Here is an 18,125-nt window from a genome sequence, read left to right as displayed (position 1 = left end):
TCAGTGCATGGCGAGTGCGCTAGACGAGGCAAAAGCCGTAACAATTGGAACGATCTTGACGCTCTCCGCCATTCCCGTCGGCACACCACGCAGCGAGGACAGCATCGCCGCGGTCAGCGTGACCGAGCTGTTCACGATCGGCATCGGCCCTTCCAGCTCGCACACCGTCGGTCCGATGCGCGCGGCCAAGGCGTTTGCGGTCGAGATGCTCGACACCGGCCTGGTCCCCGACCGGGTGCAGGCCGAGTTGTTCGGCTCGCTCTCGCTGACCGGACGCGGGCACCATAGCGACAGGGCGGTGCTGCTGGGTCTGGCGGGCGAGACTCCGGAACGGGTCGACCCGGACGCCATCGATGGCTTGCTCGCAAAGATCCACGAGACGCGGCAGCTGATGCTCGACGGACGCCATGAGATCCCCTTCGATCCCGAGCAGGATCTGCTCTTTCGGCCGGGCTTTTTGCCCGCGCATCCCAACGGTATGGTCTTCACCGCCTTTCTGCCCGATGGCAGTTCGGTGGTCCGCCGCTTCTATTCGATCGGTGGCGGTGCGATCCGCATGGAGGGCGCCGAGCCGATGCGGAACAACCGGCGGCTGGCGCATCCCTTTGCCTCGGGCGCGGAACTGCTGGAACGCACCGGCGAAACGGGCCTTTCCATCGCCCAGATTGTCCGCGCCAACGAAGCCGCATGGCGCGAAGATGGCGACACCGACGCGTTTCTCGACCGGGTGCGCGACGCCATGTGCGCCTCGATCGAGCGGGGCTGTGCGGCGTCGGGTATCCTGCCGGGCGGGCTGAAGGTCCAGCGGCGCGCCCAGGCGATCCGGCAGAAGCTGCTCGACCGGGGACCGCGCACCGACCCCAGCCTGGTGTTCGAATGGGTCAGCCTCTGGGCGCTGGCGGTGAATGAGGAGAATGCGGCGGGCGGCCGGGTCGTGACCGCGCCGACCAATGGCGCGGCGGGCGTGATCCCGGCGGTGCTGCGTTATTACGAGACCTTCGTCCACGGCGCGACGCGCGACGGGGTGCGCACCCTGCTGCTGACGGCGGCAGCGGTGGGGATGCTGTACAAGAAGCGCGCCTCCATCTCGGCGGCCGAAATGGGCTGTCAGGGCGAGGTCGGTGTTGCCTGTTCGATGGCGGCGGCGGGGCTGGCGGCGGCGCTGGGCGGCTCGCCCGCGCAGGTCGAGAATGCGGCCGAGATCGGCATGGAGCATAATCTGGGCCTGACCTGCGACCCGATCGGCGGCTTGGTCCAGATCCCCTGCATCGAGCGCAACACGATGGGCGCGATCAAGGCGATCAACGCGGCCTATCTGGCGCTGCACGGCGACGGCAAGCACATCGTCAGCCTGGACCAAGTGATCGAGACGATGCGCCAGACCGGCGAGGACATGAAGTCGCAGTACAAGGAAACCAGCCTCGGCGGCCTGGCGGTCAACGTCGTCGAGTGCTGATCACTTTCCCGCTGCCCAGCGTACCGCGTTGGTCAGGATGCGGCGGTAATTGGGATCGTCATACAGCTGCGGCTCATGCCCCAGCGCGGAGTAGAAGACCCGGCCCTTGCTGCGTGGGTTGATCCACATGACGGGATGCGCCGCGCCCATGCGCAGCGTCTCGCCAGGGCGATAGCTGGCTTCGTCCACCTGCGCCAGGATGGTCATGCCGCGCGTCGCGGGGTTGCTGTCGAAGCTGTACCATTCGTCGCGGGGCGTCCACGGCGTCTTGACCCCGGCCATGATCGGATGGCGGGGCTGCACGATCTCCATACGGGCGGGCTGGATATGGTCTTCGCCATTCGGATGGCCGGTGAAGGTCGTGCCGATGATCGTCTCGACATACCAGGGGGCCTTGTGGCTGTTGTCGCCTGCCGCATGAAGCGCCACCACGCCCCCACCGCGCGCGACGAAGCGGGCGAAGGCGGCCTGCTGCTCGGGTGACAGGAAATCGCCGCTGGCGCTGTTGAGGACCACGACCGAGAAACGGGAAAGCTGGTCGTCGTTGAAGACGGCGGCGTTTTCGGTGGTGAAGCTGGGGTGGTGCAGGCCCTTGGCGATGTCGGCCAAGACCGCGTTGGAATGCGGGATATGCTCGAAATGCCGCCATCCGTTGGTCTTGGAGACGATCAGCACGCCGTGGTTCATCCCGGCGGGCAGGGTGGGAGCGATGCTGTCGACCACCTTGGGCGGCAGATGCGGGTCGGACGGTGCCTGCGCCACCGCGACCAGCGCCATCATCATCAGCGTTTTCAACATCATCCGTCTCCCTTTTCGGGGAGCGTAGCAAATCCTCCCCGGCACGGGGAGGGGGACCATGCGCAGCATGGTGGAGGGGGCTTTCCACCGGGGACACCTCTTGCGGAAGCCCCTCTCCGTCAGCGCTGGAGCGCTGCCACCTCCCCGAATCGGGGAGGATTGTTCATCAATCCGCCGCGATCGGGCCGTCATGCGGCTTGGGCCGCCGGGTGAACCAGGTCAGTGCGGCCAGCACGATGCACAGCCAGGCTGACACATAGAAGATGTCGGTCGAGGCGAGCAGATAGGCCTGCCCCACCATCTGCCGCGTCACGGCGGCGGCGGCCTGTACGTCGGTGAAGCCCAGATGACCCAGGCCGTTCTTCGCCATCTGCCATACCGGGCCTTGGCCGATCGCCTCGGACAGATGCGCCTGGTGCATCGCTTCGCGTCGATCCCACATGGTCGTGGTCAGCGAGGCGGCGAAGCTGCCCGCCGTGATGCGCGCGAAGTTGGAGATGCCGGTCGCCGACGGAATCCGCGCCTGCGGCACGCCGTCCAGGGCGATGGTCAGCATGGCGAGGAAGAAGGTGCTCATCGCGATGCCCTGCACCATCAGCGGCAGCACGAAGTCGCTGAAACTCGCCTGCGTGTTCAGTCCCGAGCGCATCCAATAGGAGACGCCGAAAGCGGCAAAGGCGATGGTCGCCATGATCCGCGCATCGACCTTGCCCGACAGGCGCGCGACGACGGGGGTCAGCACCACCGCCACCGCCCCGCTGGGCGCGGCGACCAGGCCCGCCCAGGTCGCGGTATAGCCCAGCTGCGTCTGGAGCCAGAGCGGCAGCAGCAGCGTGTTGGCGAAGAACACGGCATAGCCGAGACAAAAGGCCAGCGTCCCGATGCTGAAATTGCGCCCCTTGAACAGCGACAGGTCGACCGCCGGATTGGCGTCGGTCAGCTCCCAGATCAGCCAGGCGATGAAGCCGACGATCGCGATCACCGTCATGACGACGATCCGGGTCGAATGGAACCAGTCGTCATTCTTGCCGAGGTCAAGCATCATCTGAAGCGCGCCGACCCAGACGACCAGCATGATAAGGCCCACCTTGTCGATCGGCAGGTTGCGCGTCGGCGTCTCGCGACTCGACAGCCCGCGCCAGCACACGCCCGCACAGAACAGGCCGACGGGGACGTTGATCAGGAAGATCCAGCTCCAGTGATAATTGTCGGAGATGTATCCGCCCAGGATCGGTCCCATGATCGGCGCGACCAGCGTCGTCATCGACCAGATGCCGAGCGCGGTCGACCGCTTCTGCGGCGGGAAGATCGAGATCAGCAGCGCCTGGCTGCCGGGGATCATCGGCCCCGACACCGCGCCCTGAAGGATGCGGAAGCCGATCAGCGAGGACAGGTTCCATGCGATGCCGCACAGGAAGGACGCGATGGTGAACAGGAAGACCGAGACGCAGAAGGTCCGCACCACCCCGAACTTGCCCATCAGCCAGCCGGTCAGCGGCACCGCCACGCCGTTCGCGACGGCAAAGGCGGTGACGACCCAGGTCGAGTTGTCCGAGCTGACGCCCAGATTGCCCGCGATGGTGGGCAGCGAGACGTTGGCGATGGTCGAATCGAGCACCTGCATGAAGGTGCCCAGCGCCAGCGCGAAGGCGACGAGCGCCAGCGCCGGGCCTTTCAGCGGTGCGGGGCCATCCCCCGCGCCGCCCTGAGCGGGGGCGCCGGCCATCAGCGATTGGCCGCGATGATCTGCGCGATGCGCGCTTCGATCGCCGGGTCCTTGCCATTGGTGCCGCGGGTGCTGTCCACCTGGGTCGCGGCGGAGCCGATGCGCGGCCCGCGCTGGTCGGCGGTATCGACCGTCACGGTCGCCGACAGGCCGACCCGCAGGGGATTCTGGCGCAGCTCATTGGCGTTCAGCCCGATGCGCACCGGCACGCGCTGGACGATCTTGATCCAGTTGCCGCTGGCGTTCTGCGGCGGCAGCAGTGCGAAGGCGTTGCCGCTGCCCGCACCCAGGCCGATGACCTTGCCGTGATAGACGGTCTTGCCGCCATAGATGTCGGCGGTGATCGTCGCGGGCTGGCCGATGCGCAGGTCCTTGAGCTGGGTCTCGCGGAAATTGGCGTCGACCCACAGCCGGTCGAGCGGCACCACGGCCATCAACGGCGTACCCGCCGCGACCTGCTGCCCGACCTGTACCGTGCGCTGGGCGACGACGCCGCTGATCGGGGCGACGACGTGCATATGGCTGCGCGTGATGGCGGCGCGGCGATAGGCGGCGATGGCTGCCATCACGGCAGGGTTGGTGTCGACATCGGTGCCCTGCACGGTGGTCCGCGCCTGCGCCGCCTGGGCGCGGGCAAGGGCGAGGTTTGCATTGGCGACCTTCACCGCATCGGCGGCGTGGGACAGTTCCTCGCCCGACACCGCACCCTCGGCCGCGGCGCCTTGGCGACGGGCATAGTCGGCGCGAGCGCGGGTCAGCTCGGCCTGGGCCTGGACGATGGCGGCGCTGCTCTGGTTGACCTTGGTGAAGTCGGCGCGGGTCGCGCGCACCGCACGCGCCAGCTCGGCGGCGGCGGAGGCGAGGCCGACATCGGCGGTCGCCGGATCGAGGTCGATCAGCGGCTGGCCCGCCTTCACCGTCTGGGTGTTGTCGGCATGGATGGCCAGTACCTGCCCCGGATCGCGCGCGGTGATCGCCACCACGTCACCCGCGACATAGGCGTCGTCGGTTTCTTCCTCGGGTTTGGCGAGCAAGAAGTGGAACACTGCCCAGACGATCGCGGCGAGGACGACGACGATCGCCAGGATGGTCAGGCCCATGCGGCGGGCCTTGGGTTTGCCGCCGCTCGGGGCTTGCGTCGTGGGAGCGGCGGGGGAGGGGGCGGCTTCGGTGTCGCTCATTGCGTGATACCCTGCGAAGAAGAAGAGAAACCGCCCCCAAGGGCGACGGCCAGCGCGATACGCGCCTGGACCGCGTCGGCGGCGAGATTGGCGTCGGCCTGATCCGACTCCAGCTGGCGGATGTCGGGATCGATCAGGCCGAGTTGCGATTGCAGTCCGCTCGACACGCGGATCGCGTTCAGGCGGCGGGTTTCTGACAGGCCGCGAGTCACCTCGGCCTGGCGCGCGCGCTCCGTGGCGATGGTGCGGCTGCGCGTGACCGCATCGGCCGCCTCACGTACCGCCCCGACGACGCGGTTGTTATAATCGGCCGTCGCCAAATCGAGCGCGGCGGTCGCACCCGCCAGCCCGGCGCGCAGCCGTCCGCTGTCGAAGATCGGCAGATGGATCGCCGGACCCGCCGCCGCCGCTCCCGCATCGGCGGTGAACAGATTGCCCAGGCCGACCGCCTGGAAACCGGCCAGCGCGGTCAGGTTGATATTGGGCAGGAACGCCTTTCGCGCGACCTCCTGCCCCTTGCCCGCGGCATCGATCCGGGCGAGCGCGGCGGCGATGTCGGGCCGCCGTGACAGCAGGTCGGCGGGCACGGTCGCCGGGATGGGCAGCGCGGCATCGAAGGCGAGCTTCGTCGGTGCGATGGTCGCGGGATAATCCAGCCCTCGTCCGGCCAGCGCCGCCAGCGCATTGCGCGACAGCGCGGCCTGCGTCTCGGCCCGCGCCAAGGCGACTCGCGCCTGGGCGAGCAGCGTCTGTGCGCCCGACGCGTCGATCTGGCTGGCCAGCTGGTGCCGTATGCGTGTCTGTATCAGACCCAGCGAGCGAGTGCGGGTCGCGATGGTCTGGCGTGCGATCGCCGCCTGCCGTTCGGCCCGGGCCAGTTCGACATAGGTCTGCGCGACCGAACCCGCCAGCGCGAGGCGCGCCGCCGTCACGTCCAGCGCCGCCGCACGGGTCGAGGCGCGGGCGGCCTCGATCGCGGCGGCCTGTCGCCCGAACAGGTCGATGGTCCAGTTCAGATTGGCCTGCGCCTGGCCCAGCCACTGGGTCGTGCCCGCATAGGGCGGCGGGATGATATAGCGGCCCGACAGCCGGTTATATTGTTCCTGCGCGTCCAGCGTCACCGAAGGGCCGTCATCGGCGCGGCGGGTGGCCAATACCGACTCCGCCTGCCGCAAGCGTGCCAGCGCGATGCCGAGCGAGGGATTGCCGCTCAGTGCGTCGCCGATGATCCGGTCGAGCTGCGCATCGCCCAAGCCCCGCCACCAGTCGGCGGCGACCAGCGGGGCCTGCGCATCGGCCAGACCCAATTTCTCGGGCGGGGTGGCCGTGATGGCGGGATGCGCCTGAGGCACCGAACAGCCCGCCAACAGCAACCCGGTCAGAAAGGCGAAGCGCTTCATGCCACCGTCTCCAGCTTGTTACGCAGGCGCAGCAGGTCGCCGACGAAGCGTTCGATCTCCTCGGGCGACCAGTCGGCCAGCCACTCGTTCCACTGCGCGACGACCTTGACCTTGCACCGCGCGGTGACTTCGCGCCCCGCCTCGGTCAGCGACAGGCGCACGACACGGCGATCCTCGGTACAGCGGCAGCGTTCGATCAGGCCGCGCTCCTCCAGCGTGTCGACGATCCGCGTCGTCGCGCCGGTATCATGGCACAGGTGGCGTGCCAGCTCGGCCGCCGTGCCGCCCACGCCATGGTGCAGCGCCATCAGTGCGCTCCATTGGACATGGGTGACTTCTTCATCGGCGAAGACCGGCTCCAGGCCGATGCGGGCAAGCTGATACACGCGCTTGGTCAGATACCCGACCGAGCGTTCGGGGTCGAAGGGATCAGGCGTAGGGAATGTCATATCGCTGCCATGGCAATGATTGCCTTGGCAGTCAATTGTCGTTGCGAAGATGACATGAAATTCATCTGATGCGGGGCAGGCCGATCCGCCCGCCCCGCAAAAGGCTTCAGCGATGCTCCTTCGTCGCCTCGATCGCGGCATTGGCGGCCAGGATATAGGCGGAGGTGGTCGCGACCGTGTATTCGTTCTCGAACCACAGGAACGGCCACTCGGTCTTCAGCTCGGGGAAGTCGGGCTTCACGATCAGCACACCCGGCACCACGCCGCCGGGGATGAAGCCGTAATCGGCGCGGTTATGGCCATAGCCGATCAGCTTGGACGCGGTGCCCACGGTCGAGACGAGCGACAGGTTGTTGGCCGGATGCCGCCCCAGCACATAGTCGATGGCGTTCAGCGTATAGTCGGTGCCGATGATCTCCGGGAACGCCTTGTGCATCAGGAAGGCGGTCGAGCCGAACTCGACGACCTGATGCGATCCGGCCCAGCCGCCTTCGCTGATCGGTACGCCGAAGGGGTTCCTGGCGGCCTCCGCATCCATCTTGGCCTTGCTCTGGCGGACCAGCGGGACCAGCGCGGTACGGTATCCGGCATCCATGAACGGAATGGCGCGCACTACCGGAGCGCGGACCCAGTCGAAATTCCTGGTGATGACGGGCATCAGCGCGCGCAGGCGGTCGGCGTAGATGCGCTCGCCCTTGCTGGTGATCAGCATCTCGACGGTCGCGCCGACATTGGCGCCGTCCGCCGACCAGGGCGTACCGGAATCGTCGCGTCCGTCACCCGACTTGATCGGCCCCTTCTGATAGCGTCCCCACAGCACCTTGGCCGCATCCCAGGCCTCGGCCGCCATCGTCGGATCGCTGTCCGCCAGCGTGCGGGAGGCGGCGGCGAGAGCCCCTGCGACCGCCAGATTGTTGGCGGGCAGGTCGGTGGTGAAGGCCCAGCGATCGTCCTGCGCCCCCGACGACCCGCCCTTGCGCTCGCTGACCCCGAGCGATGCGTCGTAGGTCAGATTGTCGGTCTGCGACCCGGCATCGCCCAGATGGGCATATTGGCGCTGCACCGGATCGATGATGCCGACGATGGCATGGCCGAACACCTTATATTGGGCTAGCAGTTGCAGGACGCCGTGGCGGATCTGCTGCAACGCGTCCTGCTTGCCGTCGGGCTTGCGGATCTCGACCGCGCGGGCGGCCTCGTCCACGCTCGTATCGTCCCAGTCCAGGCCATAGAGTTCGCGACCCCAGGCGAGGTCGCGGACCACCTGGGCATTCTGCGGCGTCTGGATGTCGTAATCGCCCGCATCCTGGAAGCCGCCGACATTCAGGCCGGGGATATGCTCGCCCGGCTTGAACGGTGAATCGAGGTTCGGCCCCATCTTGTATCCGTCGAAATGGACATGGTTGGGCGGCGCCTGACGGGCATCGTCGAGATGCGAGGGCGCGGACCAGACCCGGTACTGCTCGCGGATGCCGACATGGTCCATCTGCTCGGCGATGAAGGTGTCGAGCGAGGTCTGCCAGATGCGGTCATAGGCATCGGCGGCGATACGGAACGGGTTCGTCACCTGACCGCCATAGGCGATGGCATAGACGCCCGGCTCGCGGACCTGGGAGAAGTCGAAGGCGGCGTAATTGTACCGCATCCAGCGTCCGCGCGGGGCAATGGCGGCACGCAGCACCGACTGGCGCGTACCGTCTGCGGCCAGTCGGACCAGTTCCGCCTCGCCCGGCGCAGTTCCGTGCGGATCGGTTTCGATCAGGGCGACCTTGGCGCGGCCGGGCGTATAGCCCGCCTGGTTGAACGAGACGACCGGCGGGCGTACCCAGTCCTTCACGACATTGGGGCGGACATGCCAGACGACGGCATTCTCCTTCGCCCCCGCCGCGATCAGCGAGCGGACGACGAACCAGCCATTCTGCGCCCGGTTGCGCGCATCATAGAGCGCCAGCCCGCCCGCATCCGAGGTGATCGTCACGCGGGTCAGCGGGTCTTCGGGCGACAGGGTGATCGACTTGCCCCCCGCGGCCAGAGGTGTCGGATCGCCTGATCCGTCCCTGGCCATCGGGCCGGTGGGATGGCGCGGGAACAGGCCGGGCGCGGTGTCCATCAGATAGGTCTTGCCGAAATAGCTGGTCGGCAGGAAATCGAGGTTGAACCCCGCCTTGCCCACAAGCGCGGCGGGCAGCGGCTGGTCGAGGTCGACCGCGATGCGAAAGCCGTCGCCCTCCGCCGTCACCTTCACCCGATAGGCGAGATTCTGGTCCTTATAGGTCGAGCGGACGACGATCTGGTTGGGCTCGGTTCCGCGTGCCCGGCCGACAAAGGCAGGCACGGGGTCCCATTGCTCGGGCGTGGGATTGAGGCGCACTGCGCCATCGGTGGCGATCCGCTCGCCGTGCAGGACGATCTGGATACCGGCATTCTTCTCGTCGAAGAAGATGGGGCTGAACTGGTTCTGGTCGACCATCACGGTCAGGCCCTGCCGCTCCAGCGTCTCGGCGGGGGTGACGGACAGTGCCGGTGCCGTGCCCTGCGTCGTTACCTGTGCCTGGACGGCGCAGGCCGCCATGATGCTCGCCGACGCCAGCAAGGCGACACCTATGTGTTTCAGCATAACCCCTCCTCAATATAAATAGCGCTATCATTTTCGATCGAGGACAAGGCGACGAACTGTACCGGCCCTATGCCTTGTCCAAAACGCGGGGCGGCGCGGTTTCCACGCTCGCCTTGCCCGCAATCTGTGCCAGCTTTTTCGATTAAACAACGAAAAAATAGCGCTTTAGTCCGGATCAACTTTGGCGGAGCAGATGGTTGCGGCAAGCGGTCCGGGGTGCGATGTGGCGCTGTGGTGTTTACCGCTCACATATAATCCACGGATATGAGAGCGACAGAAGGAGCGTTGCTCCTGCGACCTGTGGCGCGGCTGGACCCGGCCCGCTTCGTCGGTGGCCTGCGCGATCCGCGGGGTATTGCGCTCGATCGATGCGGTGAGCGCCGAGCGGACCGATCGGAGAAGCAAAAAGGGCGGCCCCGGGACCGCCCTTTTCGTGCCTGCCAAATAGGACGGTGAAGGGCCGGGTCAGGCGGCGGCGCCGTTCAGCGTCTCCATCTCGCCCAGCACCCGCGCCCGGCGGCCATAGACATATTCGAACAGCGGACTGGCCATCATCGTGGTCACGATCGCCATCAGCACCAGCATCGAGAACAGGGTGGGGCCGATAATACCCTTTTGCAGCCCGATATTGATGATGATCAGTTCCATCAGCCCGCGTGAGTTCATCAGCGCGCCGATCCCCATGGCGGTGCGATTGTCCTCGCCGCAAGCCCGCGCCGCCAGATAGCAGGCACCGAACTTGGCGGCGATCGACGCGGCCAGGATGCCGAGCGCGATCAGCAGCAGCGGCAGCGAATTGACCATGTCCATCCGCGTGTTCAGCCCCGAATAGGTGAAGAACATGGGCAGCAGCAGGACGACGGCCAGCGGCTCGACCTTCTTCTTCAACTCGGCGACGAAAGTCCCACGCGGCATGAAGACGCCCAAGATGAAGCCGCCGAAAATGCCATGCACGCCGATCGCGTCCATGATGAAGGCGGACAGGCAAAAGGCCATCAGCGTGATCGCCAGCACGGTCGTGCTCATCTCGCCCCGCGCCTCGACCGCCCGGCCCAGCGGCGCGAGCAGGCGGCGGCCGAACAGGATCAGGAATCCGACATAGACAAAGGCTCCACCGATCGCGAGGATCGCCACCCCGCTGCCGCCGCCAAAGGTCGCCAGCACGATCGCCAGCACGCACCAGGACGCGGCATCGTCGAACGCCCCGGCCGCCAGCGACAGCGTGCCCAGCGGGCTGTCCGCCAGCCCCCGTTCGTTGATGATCCGCGCCAGCATCGGAAAGGCGGTCAGCGCGATGCATGCGCCCATGAACAGCGTGGCATTGGCCTGGCTGATCCCGGCGGTGAACAGGCCGGGCACCTTCAGCAGCAGGGGGGTGATCGCCACGGCGATCAGGAACGGTGCGATCACGCCCGAGGCCGACACCGCCATCGCGCTGCGCGCCTTGGACCGGAAGTGATCGAGGCGGAGCGTCAGCCCGACCAGGAACATGTACAGCGCCACGCCCAGCTGGGCGCCCGCATAAAGGACGTTGCGGGTTTCCTTGGGAAAGATCGCCGCCTGCAGGTCGGGAAAGAACAGGCCGAGCAGCGAGGGGCCGAGCACGACTCCGGCGATCATCTCGCCTACGACCGGCGGCTGGCCCAGGAACCGCTGTCCGGCCCAGCTGACGACGCGACAGGCGAGCAGGATCACCGCCAGCTGCAGGAAGAAATGGATGCTGTAGTCGCCGGGAACATAGGTGGCGGCCGCCCCGGCGCTGGCCGGGCCATGCGGTGCCAGGATGCCGCCAAAGGTCTTCCGGAAACTGTCGATCGCGTCGTTCATCGGTCTTGGCGTCCCCCCTCGCGCCGGGCATCTCCGGTCCGGCCGCGGCGATAGCGACGCCAAGTCGCGGGGCGTTGCAACGGGATTTTGGCGGGTGGGCAGCGATTTTGGCGGGCTGCTGGCAAACTGTGATGCGGCTGCTACAAGGTAGGCACGTACCTACATATCCGAGGGGCGGATGAAGACGCTGACCAGCCGGGAATTCAACCAGGATGTCAGCCGCGCCAAGCGGCTGGCCCGAATCGAGCCGGTGTTCATCACCGATCGCGGACGGCCCACCCATGTCCTGCTGGGCGTCGAGGCGTTCCGCCAATTGGCGCGCCAGACCGAGACGATCGTCGACTTGCTCGCCCAACCCGATGCGGCACCCGGCGAGGTTCCGCCGCCGCGCGACTGGGACCGGACGCGCTGATGTATCTGCTCGATGCCGATGTCGTGACCGCGTTGCGCGGCGCGCGGCGGGGACAGGCCGATCCGGGGCTGGTCGACTGGGCCACGGGCGTGCCGCGTCACGAACTCTTCCTGTCGGCGGTGACGCTGCTCGATCTTCAGCAAGACAAGGACGCCGACGACTGGATCGCGGCGCAGGTCCTGCCTGCCTTCGAGGGACGCATCCTGCCGGTCGATGTCGCGGTGGTGCGGCGGTCGGCGGGGCTGGGCTATGCGCAGACCCGCGACGCCCTGCTGGTGGCGACGGCGCTGGTCCATGGCCTGACCCTCGTCACGCGGCACGTCGCGGCCTATAAGGCCGGGCGGCCGAAGCTGTTCTGCCCCTGGGGTTTCGTGCCCGACGATATGGGCGAGGACTGGCGGCAGGCGACGAAGGGCGGCTCGCAATGGTTCCGCAACCTGTTCGTGAGGATGTGAGGGTGGTGGAGGGGCAGGCCAGGTCGATCCTGATCGTCGGCGGCGGCACGGCGGGCTGGCTGACCGCGGCCTATCTTGCGCGCTTCCTGGGGCCGGAAACCCGCATCACCCTGCTGGAGGACCCGGCCATCGGCGCCATCGGCGTGGGCGAGGGGGCGTTTCCCACGATGCGCTCGACCCTGCGCTTCCTGGGGATCGACGAGGCGCAATTCATTCGCGCGGCGGGTGCGACCTTCAAGCAGGGCATCCGCTTCGACGACTGGCGGCACGCCCCGGACGGGGGCAGGCGCCATCGCTATGTCCACCCGTTCGAGCCGCCCTTCCAGGCGGACGGTGTCGACCTGGTCGCGCACTGGCTGGCGCAGGACCCGGCGGCCCGTGCGCCCTTTGCCGAAGCGGTGACGATCCAGCACCGCGTCGCCGCCGCCGGGCGGGGACCGAAACGGGCGGGGGAAGGGGCGTTCGACGGGCCGCTCAGCTATGCCTATCATTTCGATGCGCATCGGCTGGTCGCGCTGCTGGCCGATCGTGCCATGGGCCTGGGCGTGGGGCATCTGGAGGGCAGGCTGACGGGCGCGGTGGTCGGCGCGGATGGACTGATCGACCATGTCGTGACCGACCGTCAGGGCATGCTGACCGCCGACCTCTATGTCGACTGCACCGGACAGCGGGCCGAGCTGATCTCCGGCGCGCTGGGGGAGCCTCTGGCGTCGGTGCGCGACCAGCTGTTCACCAATCGCGCGCTCGCCTGCCGTCTGCCCTATGATACGACGCGCGGGCACGCCCTGCCGACCATGACCATCGCCAGCGCGCATCGGGCCGGGTGGACCTGGGACATCGGACTGGCCGAGGGGCGGGGGATCGGCACGGTCTATTCCGACGCCCATATGGATGACGAGGCCGCGCTGGCGACGCTCGCCGCTTATCTGGGGCGCAACCCCGACAGGCTAAAGCCGCGCCTGCTGACCTTCGAGCCGGGTTATCGCCAGCGGCCGTGGATCGGCAATTGCGTGGCGATCGGACTGGCCGGAGGCTTTCTGGAGCCGCTGGAATCGACCGGCATCGTCCTGATCGAGGCGGCGGTCGCCATGCTGGCCGAGCTGTTTCCACATCGCGGGCCGATCGCCGCCCCCGCCGCGCGCTTCAACACGCTGATGACCGCGCGGTATCGGACGATCGTCGACTTTCTGAAGCTGCATTACTGCCTGAGCAGCCGGGACGAGCCGTTCTGGCATGACAATGGCGCGGCGGGAACGATCTCCGACCGGCTACGGGATTTGCTGGAGCAATGGCGCTATAGGCCGCCCGGGCGGTTCGACTTCACGCTGGATGTCGAGAGCTTCGCCCATTTCAACTATCAGTACATCCTCTATGGCATGGGCTTTGCCGATGGCGATGCGAGGCCGACCCGCGCGTCCGGCGAGGCCGAGCGGCTGTTCCGCAAGCTCCAGATGTTCGGCGACCGCGCCGTGGCGGACCTGCCGAGCCATGACGAACTGGTCGCGGCGATGCGGGGTTAGGGCAAGACGGCATTACATGGTGGCAGTGTGAGTCCCTCCCTCCAGGGGAGGGGTTTGGGTGAGGCCTTTCCACGAACGCCACGCTTGCGGAAGCGCCCCACCCCCGGCCCCTCCCCTGAAGGGGAGGGTTTGTTTCAGGCCCTTATACTCTATGCGGCTGGGCGCTCGCTGACCCTTCCCTCTCTCCCGTCCAGGGAAAGGGACGGAAAACGCATCAGGCGATCGCGGGCAGGCGGTCCAGATGCTTTTCCAGCGTCAGCGGATAGTCCCTGATCCGCACGCCGGTGGCGTTGTAGACCGCATTCGCCACCGCCGCGCCGACGCCGCACAGGCCCAGTTCGCCGACACCCTTGGCCTTCATGGGATTGGCCTTGTCGTCCGCTTCCTCCAGGAAGATCACTTCCTGATGCGGGATGTCGGCATGGACCGGCACTTCATAGCCCGCCAGGTCATGGTTGACGAAGAAGCCGAAGCGCTTGTCGACCGCCAGTTCCTCCATCAACGCCGAGCCGACGCCCATGGTCATCGCGCCGATCATCTGGCTGCGCGCCGCCTTGGGGTTCAGGATGCGCCCCGCCGCACAAACCGCCAGCATCCGGCGGAGCCGCGTGACGCCGGTATAGGCATCGACGCCGACCTCGACGAAATGCGCGCCGAAGGTCGACAGCTGATAGGTCTTGTCGAGCGTTCCGAACTCGATCCGGTCCTCGGCGGTCAGCGGACCCGAGGATGCGGCATCGCGAAGCGCGACCGATCGGTTGCCGCCCGTCACCCGACCATCGGCGAAGGTCAGGTCGGCCGAGTTGAACCCCAGCCGCTGCGCCACCGCCTCGCGCAGTTTCACGCAGGCGGCATAGACGCCCGCCGTCGCATTGGCCGCGCCGAACTGGCCGCCCGATCCGGCCGATACCGGATAGTCGCTGTCGCCCAGCCGGACATCGACCGCGTCCATCGGCACGCCCATCATCTCGGCGGCGGTCTGGGCGATGATCGTGTAGCTGCCGGTGCCGATATCGGTCATGTCGGTCTCGACCACGACCCGGCCATCCTTGTTCAGCATGACCCGCGCGCCCGACTTCATGTTCATGTGATTGCGGAAGGCGGCGGCGACGCCCATGCCGACCAGCCAGCGTCCATCGCGGACCTGGGCGGGCCTGGCATTGCGCTGCGCCCAGCCGAAACGCTGTGCGCCCTCTTCCAGGCAGCGGACGAGCTGACGCTGCGAGAAGCGGCGATCGGGCTTTTCGGGATCGACCTGGGTATCGTTCTTCACGCGGAAGGCGACCGGGTCCATGCCCAGTTTCTCCGCCATTTCGTCCATCGCGATTTCCAGCGCCATCATGCCCGGCGCCTCGCCTGGGGCGCGCATCGCATTGCCCTCCGGCAGGTTCAGCACCGCCAGCCGCATCGCGGTCAGGCGGTTGGGTCCGGCATAGAGCAGCTTGGTCTGGTTGACCGCCGTCTCGGGACCGCCGCCGGGCTGGTCACCCGATCCGCTTTCATGCGCGATCGCCTGGATCGCGCCGTCCTTGGTCGCCCCGATGCGGATGCGCTGGGTCGTCGCGGGACGGTGAGTCGCGTTATTGGCCATCAACGGCCGCTGCATCGCGACCTTGACCGGCCGCCCGACCGCCTTCGCGCCCAGCGCCGCCATGACGGCGTCGGCGCGAAGGAACAGCTTCCCACCGAAACCGCCACCGACATAAGGCGAGATCAGTCGGACCTTCTCCTTGGGCATCCCCAGCGTCTTGGCGAGGTCGCCGCGGCCCCATGCGATCATCTGGTTGGAGGTCCAGACGGTCAGCTGGTCCCCCTCCCAGATCGCCAGCGAGGCGAAGGGCTCCATCATCGCATGGCTGTGGTCGGGGGTGGTGTATTCGGCATCGAGCTTCACCGGCGCGGCGTCGAAAGCGCTTTCGAACGAGCCGGTCCGGTCTTCCTTGCCGGGCTTGCCCTCTTCGCCACCCGCCAGCGGCGCGCCCTTCAGCGCCTCTTCCAGATCGAACTGGCCCTTGGCGCGGTCATAGTCGATCCGTACCAGCCCGGCGGCGGCGCGCGCCTGCTCGAAGCTCTCGGCGACGACGATGGCGACGGCCTGGTGATAATGGTCGATCTCCGGCCCGCCGAGCAGCTTGGCGGTGTTGAAATTGCCCTTGTTCAGCTTGCCCGCCTCGGCGGCGGTGACGATGCCCAGCACGCCGGGCGCCCCGCGTGCGTCGTCGAGGTTCATCGACCGGATGCGCCCCTTGGCGATGGCCGCGCCGATGATCCAGCCATAGGCGGCGTTCGGAGCCTCGGCATGGCGTTCATAGGCATAGGGCGCGGTGCCGGTGGTCTTGCGCGGACCGTCGATACGATCCTGCGGGCGACCGACCACGGTCATGCGGTCGATGGGGTTGGCGCCGGCTGGTTCGGTGAATTTCATGCGGTCCTCACCTGGCTGATGGCGGCCGCCAGCGTCCGTTCGACGAGCGGCACCTTATATTCGTTGTCCTTGGTCGGGCGGGCATCGGCGAGCAGCGTCGCCGTCACCGCCTTGGCCCCTTGCGGCATGGCAGCCTCGGCTGCCTCGACCCGCCAGGGCTTGTGCGCGACACCGCCGACCGCGACGCGGCCCGAGCCGTCCTTTTGGACGATCGCCGCGACCGAGACGAGCGCAAAGGCATAGGAGGCGCGATCACGCACCTTCTCATAGATATGGGTGCCGCCGACCGGGCGGGGCAGGCTGACGGCGGTGATCAGCTCGCCCGGCTGGAGCGCCGTTTCGATATGCGGCGTATTGCCGGGCAGGCGGTGGAAGTCGGCGATCGCAATGGCGCGGGTCTTTCCTTCGGGGTTCACCGTTTCGACCACCGCGTCCAGCACCCGCATCGCGACGTTCATGTCGCTGGGGTTGGTCGCGATACAGTCGTTGCTGGCGCCGACAATGGCGAGTTGGCGCGAATAGCCGCCGATCGCGCTGCACCCGCTGCCTGGCCTGCGTTTGTTGCAGGCCATGTTGGTGTCGTAGAAATAGGGACAGCGCGTCCGCTGGAGCAGATTGCCCGCTGTCGTCGCCTTGTTGCGCAGCTGTCCGCTGGCCCCCGCCACGATGGCGCGGGACAGGACGCCATAGTCGCGCCGCACGCGCTCGTCGGCGGCCAGTGCGGTATTGGTGACGAACGCGCCGATGCGCAGGCCGCCGTCCTTCGTCTTCTCGATCCGGTCGAGCTTCAGCTCCTGCACGTCGATCAAATGGGTCGGCGTCTCGACCTCGATCTTCATCAGGTCGAGCAGGTTGGTGCCGCCTGCGAGGAACTTGGCGCCCGGCTTGGTCGCCGCGCGCGCCGCAGAGACGGCATCCTTGGCGCGTTCATAGGTGAAGGGTTTCATGCCCCCATCTCCTTATTCGCGACTCCCGCGACGTCGGCCATCGCGTCGGCAATGTTGGAATAGGCGCCGCAGCGGCAGATATTGCCGCTCATCCGCTCGCGCATCTCGATGCCGGAGTTCTGGGGCCTGGCGGTCAGGTCGGCCTGGACATGGCTGGGCACGCCGCGCTTGATCTCGTCGAGCACCGCCACCGCCGAGCAGATCTGGCCCGGCGTGCAGTATCCGCACTGATATCCGTCATGGCGCACGAAAGCGGCCTGCATCGGGTGGAGCTTCTCGGGCGTACCCAGCCCCTCGATGGTGGTGATGCTGTCGCCCTCATGCTGAAGTGCAAGGGAGAGGCAGCTGTTGATCCGCTCGCCATTGACCAGCACGGTGCATGCGCCGCACTGGCCATGGTCGCAGCCCTTCTTGGTGCCGGTCAGGTGCAGATGCTCGCGAAGCGTATCGAGCAACGTCGTACGCGGGTCGAGCGACAGGCTGCGGGCCTTGCCGTTGACCGTCAGCGTCACGGGCATGGCGGGGGGATCGGCGGGCATGGTGCTCCTCTGGTTCTGCGCCTCGGCCGGGGCGGAAGCGGCCATCGCGGTGGCCGCGCCTCCGACGATCACGCCGCGTCGCGACACGGTAAATTCACTGCTGTCCGCCAATGTCCCGGCTCCCTTGCACCCTGTCCAGACCCCTGTCCGGCCGCTGGTGCGCGCACCGCTGGCTGACATTTCGTTCATAACGCACGTAAGGGGTTTTGGTGGCGGGTGAAAATATCATGGGATAGAAATTGTCGCGCTCGCCACCGGGGCGCATCGGACGCGCCAGAAATCCGAAGACGCCGCCCGCCGGGCGTGATAGCATCGCCTATCGCCGGTTTGACGACCGCAAGCACTGGCGGCTGAGAGACCCTTGTGCTCCCGC

The 18,125-nt window shown here is 67.3% G+C and carries 14 protein-coding genes; 4 read left to right on the top strand and 10 right to left on the bottom strand.

Features of this window, described 5'->3' with window-relative positions:
* Nucleotides 1-55: 55 nt before the first annotated feature.
* Entirely contained in the window at nucleotides 56-1,456 is a 1,401-nt protein-coding gene (locus BSZ14_RS01270; RefSeq protein WP_083748028.1) for an L-serine ammonia-lyase, read from the top strand.
* On the opposite strand, the gene BSZ14_RS01265 is transcribed toward BSZ14_RS01270, so the two are convergent.
* The 7 genes from BSZ14_RS01265 to BSZ14_RS01235 form a co-directional block, all read right to left on the bottom strand.
* Complete coding sequence (locus BSZ14_RS01265; protein WP_241823595.1) at nucleotides 1,457-2,254, bottom strand: ThuA domain-containing protein; 798 nt, start codon at nucleotides 2,252-2,254, stop codon at nucleotides 1,457-1,459.
* 166 nt (nucleotides 2,255-2,420) lie between these two features.
* Entirely contained in the window at nucleotides 2,421-3,980 is a 1,560-nt protein-coding gene (locus BSZ14_RS01260) for a DHA2 family efflux MFS transporter permease subunit (protein WP_076709393.1), read from the bottom strand.
* Nucleotides 3,980-5,161, bottom strand: a complete 1,182-nt coding sequence (locus BSZ14_RS01255; protein WP_076709391.1) for an efflux RND transporter periplasmic adaptor subunit — start codon at nucleotides 5,159-5,161, stop codon at nucleotides 3,980-3,982. The genes BSZ14_RS01260 and BSZ14_RS01255 overlap by 1 nt, the downstream gene beginning before the upstream one ends.
* Nucleotides 5,158-6,561, bottom strand: a complete 1,404-nt coding sequence (locus BSZ14_RS01250; RefSeq protein WP_042487722.1) for an efflux transporter outer membrane subunit — start codon at nucleotides 6,559-6,561, stop codon at nucleotides 5,158-5,160. The genes BSZ14_RS01255 and BSZ14_RS01250 overlap by 4 nt, the downstream gene beginning before the upstream one ends.
* Entirely contained in the window at nucleotides 6,558-7,010 is a 453-nt protein-coding gene (locus BSZ14_RS01245) for a MarR family winged helix-turn-helix transcriptional regulator (protein ID WP_042487724.1), read from the bottom strand. Before BSZ14_RS01245 ends, BSZ14_RS01250 begins: the two co-directional genes overlap by 4 nt.
* A 106-nt stretch (nucleotides 7,011-7,116) precedes the next feature.
* The gene (locus BSZ14_RS01240; RefSeq protein WP_076709390.1) at nucleotides 7,117-9,627 is read right to left on the bottom strand and encodes a glycoside hydrolase family 9 protein; all 2,511 of its coding nucleotides are present in this window, start codon (nucleotides 9,625-9,627) and stop codon (nucleotides 7,117-7,119) included.
* 465 nt (nucleotides 9,628-10,092) lie between these two features.
* Entirely contained in the window at nucleotides 10,093-11,454 is a 1,362-nt protein-coding gene (locus BSZ14_RS01235) for a cation:proton antiporter (RefSeq protein WP_042487729.1), read from the bottom strand.
* Nucleotides 11,455-11,632: 178 nt separating this feature from the next.
* Here BSZ14_RS01235 and BSZ14_RS01230 point away from each other — a divergent pair, with 178 nt between their 5' ends.
* From BSZ14_RS01230 to BSZ14_RS01220, 3 genes are read left to right on the top strand one after another with little or no spacing between them, the layout of a single operon-like run.
* Nucleotides 11,633-11,866 carry a type II toxin-antitoxin system Phd/YefM family antitoxin gene (locus BSZ14_RS01230; protein WP_076709388.1) on the top strand — a complete coding sequence of 78 codons (234 nt, stop codon included), beginning with the start codon at nucleotides 11,633-11,635 and terminating at the stop codon, nucleotides 11,864-11,866.
* A complete protein-coding gene (locus BSZ14_RS01225) occupies nucleotides 11,866-12,321 on the top strand; it encodes a hypothetical protein (protein WP_076709387.1) in 456 nt (151 codons plus the stop codon). Before BSZ14_RS01230 ends, BSZ14_RS01225 begins: the two co-directional genes overlap by 1 nt.
* Complete coding sequence (locus BSZ14_RS01220; RefSeq protein ID WP_076709385.1) at nucleotides 12,291-13,841, top strand: tryptophan halogenase family protein; 1,551 nt, start codon at nucleotides 12,291-12,293, stop codon at nucleotides 13,839-13,841. The genes BSZ14_RS01225 and BSZ14_RS01220 overlap by 31 nt, the downstream gene beginning before the upstream one ends.
* Nucleotides 13,842-14,055: 214 nt before the next feature.
* Here the strand turns inward: BSZ14_RS01220 and paoC are convergent, their stop codons facing one another.
* From paoC to paoA, 3 genes are read right to left on the bottom strand one after another with little or no spacing between them, the layout of a single operon-like run.
* On the bottom strand, nucleotides 14,056-16,266 hold the full coding sequence (gene paoC, locus BSZ14_RS01215; protein WP_076709384.1) for an aldehyde oxidoreductase molybdenum-binding subunit PaoC: 2,211 nt from the start codon (nucleotides 16,264-16,266) through the stop codon (nucleotides 14,056-14,058).
* Nucleotides 16,263-17,213, bottom strand: coding sequence for an FAD binding domain-containing protein (locus BSZ14_RS01210; protein ID WP_076709382.1), 951 nt, complete (start codon nucleotides 17,211-17,213; stop codon nucleotides 16,263-16,265). The genes paoC and BSZ14_RS01210 overlap by 4 nt, the downstream gene beginning before the upstream one ends.
* On the bottom strand, nucleotides 17,210-17,863 hold the full coding sequence (gene paoA, locus BSZ14_RS01205) for an aldehyde dehydrogenase iron-sulfur subunit PaoA (RefSeq protein ID WP_076709495.1): 654 nt from the start codon (nucleotides 17,861-17,863) through the stop codon (nucleotides 17,210-17,212). The genes BSZ14_RS01210 and paoA overlap by 4 nt, the downstream gene beginning before the upstream one ends.
* Nucleotides 17,864-18,125: the final 262 nt, after the last annotated feature.

The sequence above is a fragment of the Sphingomonas sp. Sph1(2015) genome, from assembly GCF_001970915.1.
Lineage (GTDB): Bacteria > Pseudomonadota > Alphaproteobacteria > Sphingomonadales > Sphingomonadaceae > Sphingomonas > Sphingomonas parapaucimobilis.
This window is presented reverse-complemented; position numbering and strand designations above follow the sequence as displayed.